This window comes from candidate division WOR-3 bacterium (assembly GCA_026418155.1).
Taxonomy (GTDB): domain Bacteria; phylum Hydrothermota; class Tepidihabitantia; order Tepidihabitantales; family CAIPLT01; genus JAOABV01.
In genome coordinates, this window is record JAOABV010000076.1 from 1 (window position 1) to 6,208 (window position 6,208).

Genomic DNA, 6,208 nt, shown 5'->3' on the forward strand with positions numbered 1-6,208 from the left:
CTCCTTGGGGGCTCGGGCACAGGAAAATCAGTAATTTTAAGATCTATCATTGGCCTTGAAAAACCAGATCGTGGTCAAATTATTTTTGAAGACTCTGACATTACTAAATTAAAGGAAAAAGAATTATTTGAGGTACGAAAAAAAATCGGATACGCATTTCAAAATGGTGCTCTTTTTGATTCCATGACTGTTGAAGAAAATATCCGGTTACCCTTAGAAGAATGCTCCTGCCTTAATGAAAAAGAGATTAGTGCGCGAGTAAAATCAGTATCTCAAATGTTACATCTTGACGCTTGGTTTCTTAAGAAAAACTGTGCCCAACTATCTGGTGGTGAACGAAAACTGGTTGCAATTGGCCGTGCCATTATTAATAATCCAACTTATCTTTTATACGATGAACCGACTACCGGTCTTGACCCGATAACTCATGATAAAATCTGTGATGTGATTAAAGAGTTAAATAAACCCGGTATTCTTGTGACCCATAATCTAAACACAATCAGAAAGATTGACATCAAGACAATCTACCAATTACAATCAGGGAAACTAACTTCTCTATGTCTATGAAAATAACAGTTAGAACCTCTTTACAAAAGTCAATTCTTTGCTGTGAAGACACTAAATTTTTCTGTGGCTTCAGTGTCTTCAGTGGCAATTTAAGAATTTATTAATTAAGGAGTATTATGACTCGGTCAAAGCCAATCGTTGTTATTATCTTTGTTCTTATCATCATCGCCCTTATTGTGTTCAGTTATTTATACTTGTCAGGTTATTATCACCACCTTAGCGGTTATCAATCCGAAGTCTATTTTGACCAAATCTCTGGACTTAAAATCGGTTCACCGGTCTATGTCCGTGGTATGGAAAAAGGTAAAGTTACTCAGATTGAATTGATTGAAAATGGTAAAAAAGTCAAGGTCGTCTTTACGCTTGATAAAAAAATCCTGCTTACTGAAGATACAAAATTTGCCATCCGCAGTTTAAGTTATTTTGGCACCGACCGCATTTTAATGGTTACGCCTGGCTCAGGACCTCTTGCGAACAAAAACACAAAATTTTACGGCACCAATGAAGTCTTAGAATTAGAAGAGTTCTTTTTGAAATTTAACAATCTTGTGACTAAATTAGAATCAATTCCGATTACCGAGCAAATCCGCTCCATCAAAACGGAAATCACTTCTGCAATGCAATCCCTATCTCAAAAATTTCCTGCCCCTATTGCCGAATTGTCGCAACAACTCAGTATATTGAATAGTAAATTGGACTCTTTGCGTATGATTATGCAAACGGACGGCACAATTAAAAAACTCATCACCAGCGATGAACTCTATTTAGAACTCCGGCAAACCAATCAGAAGTTAAAAGAACTGATTGAAGACATTAAGACCAATCCGCAAAAATATCTTCAAATTAAGATGTTCTAAGACGACTATTCAGTAATGAATCATAAAGAAAAAACCGTGCTCATTTTTCTCAGTGTCGGTCTAAGACTATCCTTTAGTAATGAATAATAAAGAGAAGGCCGTCTTAATCTTTCTCAGTATCTGCCTTTTGGTTGGTGCGGGCATCTCGTTCCTGCGCAATCAGATTTATCAACGCAACTTAGAAAAAATTACCCTCACAGCAACTAATTCGCGACAAACCGAAATGGCATCAGCCGATTCTTTAGAATCGGAAACTGCTAATCTCTTTAATATTAATACTGCTTCGCAAAAAGAACTGGAAGCCTTACCTAATATCGGACCGGTCTTAGCCCAAAGAATTATTGAATATCGTAAAATCCATCAGGGTTTTAAGTGTAAAGAAGACTTGTTAAAAGTCTCAGGCATTGGTCCAAAAAAATATTTCGCTATCAAAGAGAAAATAACCATAGACTAACTATGAACATCTACGAAATCATCACCAAAAAGAAACAGGGTAAAGAATTAACTTCTGCAGAAATAGAGTATTTGGTCTTGGGTTATACTAAAGGCGAAATTCCTGACTATCAGTTTGCCGCATTCTTAATGGCAGTCTGGTTTCAGGGTATGAGTTTTTCCGAGACAACACATCTCACCAAAGCCATGATGCATTCGGGTAAAATCTTTGACCTTTCCGCAATTAAGCAACCGAAAATTGACAAACATTCTACTGGTGGTGTTGGCGATAAGGTCTCTCTGATTTTAGCACCGTTAGTGGCGGATTGTGGTATTGTTGTGCCCATGTGTTCGGGCCGAGGTTTAGGTCATACTGGTGGCACCTTAGATAAATTAGAATCGATTCCCGGATTTCGAACTAATCTCACGGAAAAAGAGTTTATCACGCAATTAAAACAAATCGGCGTAGCAATGATTGGTCAAACTGAGGAATTAGCCCCTGCTGATAAAAAGATTTATGCGCTTCGAGATGTCACGGCTACAGTTGATTCTATTCCCTTAATTTCAACTTCAATTATGTCTAAAAAACTCGCTGAAGGCATTGACGGTCTGGTCTTAGATGTGAAAACCGGTTCTGGTGCCTTTATGAGACGATTGTCTGATGCGAAAAAATTGGCACAAATAATGTGTGAGATTGGCAAACGGATGGGTAAAAAAGTTTCGGCATTAATTACTGATATGGCACAACCTTTAGGTAAAATGGTCGGCAACTCCTTAGAAGTAATCGAAGCAATTGAAACCCTAAAAGGCAGAGGACCACAAGACCTACTTACAGTAACAATAACTTTAGCCGAAGCGATGTTAAGTCTGGCAGGAATTAAACGAACCCAAGCCAGAAAAATGTTAATTCAAAGTATCAAATCCGAGTCAGCCTTGAAAAAATTCCGCGAACTCATAAAAGCCCAAAACGGTGATGAAAGAGTAATTGACGATTATACTCTTTTACCTCAACCCCAATACGAATACCAACTTAAAAGTCCGCAGACCGGCTACATTCAAAAACTTGACGCTTTAACAATTGGCTTGCTATCTGTCGAATTAGGTTGTGGTCGAAAGACCCTTACGGATAAGATTGATTATAGTGCGGGTTTTATCTTTTATAAAAAAATCGGAGATAAAGTTAAAAAAGATGAACCACTGGCAAAAGTAGTCGGTCAAAATCAAGACAAAGTTAAAAGCGTTGGTGAGCAATTATTGTCCGCATACAAAATAACCACACAAAAAAGTAAACCACCTCCACTAATAAAATTTTACTACCGAACTTAATAAACTCGGCTTGCTTCTCATTACCCAACTCAAAACTTATCTTGGGGATTCAGGCGCAGATAATTGCTCAATTCGGCGATATTCGGCATTAAGAAAACATCCGACCTTTTTACGGATAAAAGTCTTAGCCGGCTTGCGCAAAACAATGGCTAAATCAATTATCTCTTCACCATACTTATTCTTAATTTCGCCTACAGCATCTAACATCCGAGTAACTTTGGGTTGACTCCAAAATAGATTTAACTGTTGAGTTGCTGGCTTGGTTAAATTACTCACACTAACACCAACCAGTCTAATACTATTTTTCTCCAAGAGCGATTTTTGATAATACTTAATAAATAACTGATAAGCCGTATCTGCAATAATCTTAGGATGAGCCGTAAATTCTCCAATGGTCTCTGATTTACCCCAATTAGTAAAATCATTGGTCCTTAAAACCAAAGTAATCGTTTTACCCGCTAAACCTTCTTTTTGTAATCTTCGGCTAACTTTACTGGCAAGATAATAGATATACCACCTTATCGTCTCTGAGTCATTAGTATCATAAGGCAAAGTATAGGAATGGCCTACGGATTTTATTTCCCAAAAATTTGAAGGATTAACCACACAGTCACCAATGCCATTGGCTGATTGATATAGCATCTCACCATATTTGCCAAATCTTTCTTTTAACACGGATAAAGGAAAATGGGCTAAATCACCTATGGTCTTAATCCCTAATTCATTGAGATGAACTTTCATTCGCTCGCCAACACCAATTAATTCTTCCACGGGTAAGGGCCAAATCACATTGGGCACATCTTTATCTTCAATAATCGTCAGACCATCAGGTTTATGCCTATCTGCAGCCATTTTGGCTAAAAGTTTATTGGGTCCAATGCCAATTGAACAGGTTAAATTCAACTCCTCTTTGATTCGGGCTTTAATCTTTTGGGCAATTGTTTCAGCCGGACCCCATAATCTTTGCACACCAGTAACATCTAAAAACGCTTCATCAATTGAATATGGTTCCACTAAATCCGTAAACTCTTGATAAATCGCAATCAGCCGATGACAATAGTCAAGATATTTATCTTGATTGCCGAGCACGACTATCGCATCCGGACAGAGTTTTTTCCCTTCTGGCAAAGACATTCCGGATTTTACCCCAAACTTTTTTGCTTCATAAGAAGCCGCAGTAATAACACTTCGCTTATATGGACTACCGGCAACAAAAATCGGTTTCCCTTTAAGCATCGGATTATGGACTTGCTCAATTTGCGCAAAAAAGGCATCCATATCAATCAGCATAATTACTCGAGTTGGGTATATTTCTCTGAGCTCCATTTGAACTTTTGAACCTTTGAACTTTTTCACTTTTGAACCTTTGAACTTTTTCACTTTTGAACCTTTAATCTTTTGAACCTTTGAACTTTTAAACTTTATTTTTATCTTCATTCCATTCCGATTTTCAACAACTGCCAGTTCATTTTCGCAGTGTTAAACTCTAATTCATAGATATTGCCATTCTCATCTGTGACCGCAAAACTATAGATTAAAAAATTGCCTTCGCGTCTGTGCCAAGTGCCATTGACTTTAACAATTGGATAGACCCGATTGCGCCAGTAAAATATTTTAGGTTTGATGTGTGAATCTTGAAAAAGACATTCCACTGCAATCGGTTCTGCAATCGTTTCGTAATGCATCGTTTAATAAGAATCTGCCCGCCAAAACGCTAAATGCGAGCCCGATGCATCTGCTGACTTTTACCTAAAAACTCATTGCGCATCATACCGAGTTCAATAAAGCACTACAAAAATCTTTAAGGCACACCCGCAGTATTATCAATATTCTGCACCGCACATCATAATCAGACTGAACCCAATAAAGCAAATTCTCTAACCAAAACCTGTATTGCTGACCTATAAAATCATTATAGGCTCAGAGACTCAATCAAGCAATCTGTCTCGAAGATTGACTTATAATCTTGCTCTCAGCAATATGCGGTTCAAGTAATTGCGTTTATACTATCTACCGACTCTTCGAAATAGACCGATGACTTTACCAAGTATGCGCACTTACACTATCTGCCGACTCTTCGAAATAAGCCGATAACTTTACCAAGTATCCGTACTTCTTCAGAACCCTTCTTTATCGTGATAGTAGGAAACTTCTTATTTGCCGGGATTAAAAGAATTGTATCGTTTTTCGGATAATAGTATTTGAGCGTGACTTCTTCACCAATCAGCACTGCAACAATATCATTCTTTTCTGCGACACTTTGCGGACGAACAAAGACCAAATCGCCATTATAAATTCCCGCATCTTTCATCGAATCGCCCTTTACTCGTAAAGCAAAGACATCTTTACCTTTTATCAAATCGCGGTCCAGCCGAACATTGCCTTCAATATTCTCTACCGCCAGAATCGGTTGTCCGGCCGCAATCCTGCCGACAATCGGAATTATAAGATAATCCTCCTTAACCACAGTCGATTTTTCCACCAGTTCAATAGTTCGAGCCCGATAGTGCTTTTTACGAATATAACCCTTTTTTTGTAGCGCATTGAGATGGTCAAACGCACTCGGCTTCGCCATCTTAAAATGCTGAGCAATCTCTTCATACGACGGCGGATAATTATTGCGTTCCAGAAACTCTTTGATGAACCGCAGAATTCTTGCTTGCTTTTTCGTTAACTCTTTACGCATACTATATTATACCTAACTTCAGTAAGGATGTCAAGGAAAATTTCAGGGACCGTCCTTTTCTTTTTATAAATGACTTAATGGGCTCAGTAAAAATATTATTAAGAAAAATTAATAATTGAAGCAATCTTTATAATATATAAGAAACAGTCACGCCCTTTTCCTTTTGATATGGTAGATTCTAAAAGACCAATAAAAGTAGTGGATAACAATTGAGATTTGGTCGGTTAAAAATAAAGGTGTATTCTCCTATATGGTGAATAATATTTGGGTAAATTTAGACTTGATAGGTTAAAAATAAAGGTGTGTCCTCCTTTTGAAGGCTTGACAAATTATACTATCT

The 6,208-nt window shown here is 37.7% G+C and carries 7 protein-coding genes; 4 read left to right on the forward strand and 3 right to left on the reverse strand.

The genetic code is table 11. The features are described 5' to 3' along the window. The 4 genes from N2201_07090 to N2201_07105 form a co-directional block, all read left to right on the forward strand. The coding region (locus N2201_07090) for an ATP-binding cassette domain-containing protein (GenBank protein ID MCX7785963.1) at positions 1-567 on the forward strand (567 nt) is incomplete at its 5' end. Between the two features lie 116 nt (positions 568-683). Next, entirely contained in the window at positions 684-1,424 is a 741-nt protein-coding gene (locus N2201_07095) for an MlaD family protein (protein MCX7785964.1), read from the forward strand. Between the two features lie 79 nt (positions 1,425-1,503). Beyond that, the gene (locus tag N2201_07100) at positions 1,504-1,878 is read left to right on the forward strand and encodes a helix-hairpin-helix domain-containing protein (GenBank protein ID MCX7785965.1); all 375 of its coding nucleotides are present in this window, start codon (positions 1,504-1,506) and stop codon (positions 1,876-1,878) included. A 2-nt stretch (positions 1,879-1,880) separates the two neighbouring features. Further along, a complete protein-coding gene (locus N2201_07105) occupies positions 1,881-3,182 on the forward strand; it encodes a thymidine phosphorylase (GenBank protein ID MCX7785966.1) in 1,302 nt (433 codons plus the stop codon). Between the two features lie 36 nt (positions 3,183-3,218). Here N2201_07105 and dinB read toward each other — a convergent pair whose 3' ends face one another. The 3 genes from dinB to lexA all read right to left on the reverse strand — a co-directional run bounded on the left by dinB (position 3,219) and on the right by lexA (position 5,868). After that, positions 3,219-4,619, reverse strand: a complete 1,401-nt coding sequence (gene dinB / locus N2201_07110) for a DNA polymerase IV (GenBank protein ID MCX7785967.1) — start codon at positions 4,617-4,619, stop codon at positions 3,219-3,221. Then, complete coding sequence (locus N2201_07115) at positions 4,616-4,867, reverse strand: hypothetical protein (GenBank protein ID MCX7785968.1); 252 nt, start codon at positions 4,865-4,867, stop codon at positions 4,616-4,618. The genes dinB and N2201_07115 overlap by 4 nt, the downstream gene beginning before the upstream one ends. Positions 4,868-5,244: 377 nt before the next feature. Next, positions 5,245-5,868 (reverse strand): transcriptional repressor LexA, encoded by a 624-nt coding sequence (lexA, locus tag N2201_07120; protein MCX7785969.1) that lies wholly within the window; start codon positions 5,866-5,868, stop codon positions 5,245-5,247. Positions 5,869-6,208: the final 340 nt, after the last annotated feature.

Coding starts and splice junctions, on each gene's coding strand:
- lexA (MCX7785969.1), bottom strand. CDS start 5,868: ATGCGTAAAGAGTTAACGAAAAAGCAAGCAAGAATTCTGCGGTTCATC.
- N2201_07095 (MCX7785964.1), top strand. CDS start 684: ATGACTCGGTCAAAGCCAATCGTTGTTATTATCTTTGTTCTTATCATC.
- N2201_07105 (MCX7785966.1), top strand. CDS start 1,881: ATGAACATCTACGAAATCATCACCAAAAAGAAACAGGGTAAAGAATTA.
- N2201_07100 (MCX7785965.1), top strand. CDS start 1,504: ATGAATAATAAAGAGAAGGCCGTCTTAATCTTTCTCAGTATCTGCCTT.
- N2201_07115 (MCX7785968.1), bottom strand. CDS start 4,867: ATGCATTACGAAACGATTGCAGAACCGATTGCAGTGGAATGTCTTTTT.
- dinB (MCX7785967.1), bottom strand. CDS start 4,619: ATGAAGATAAAAATAAAGTTTAAAAGTTCAAAGGTTCAAAAGATTAAA.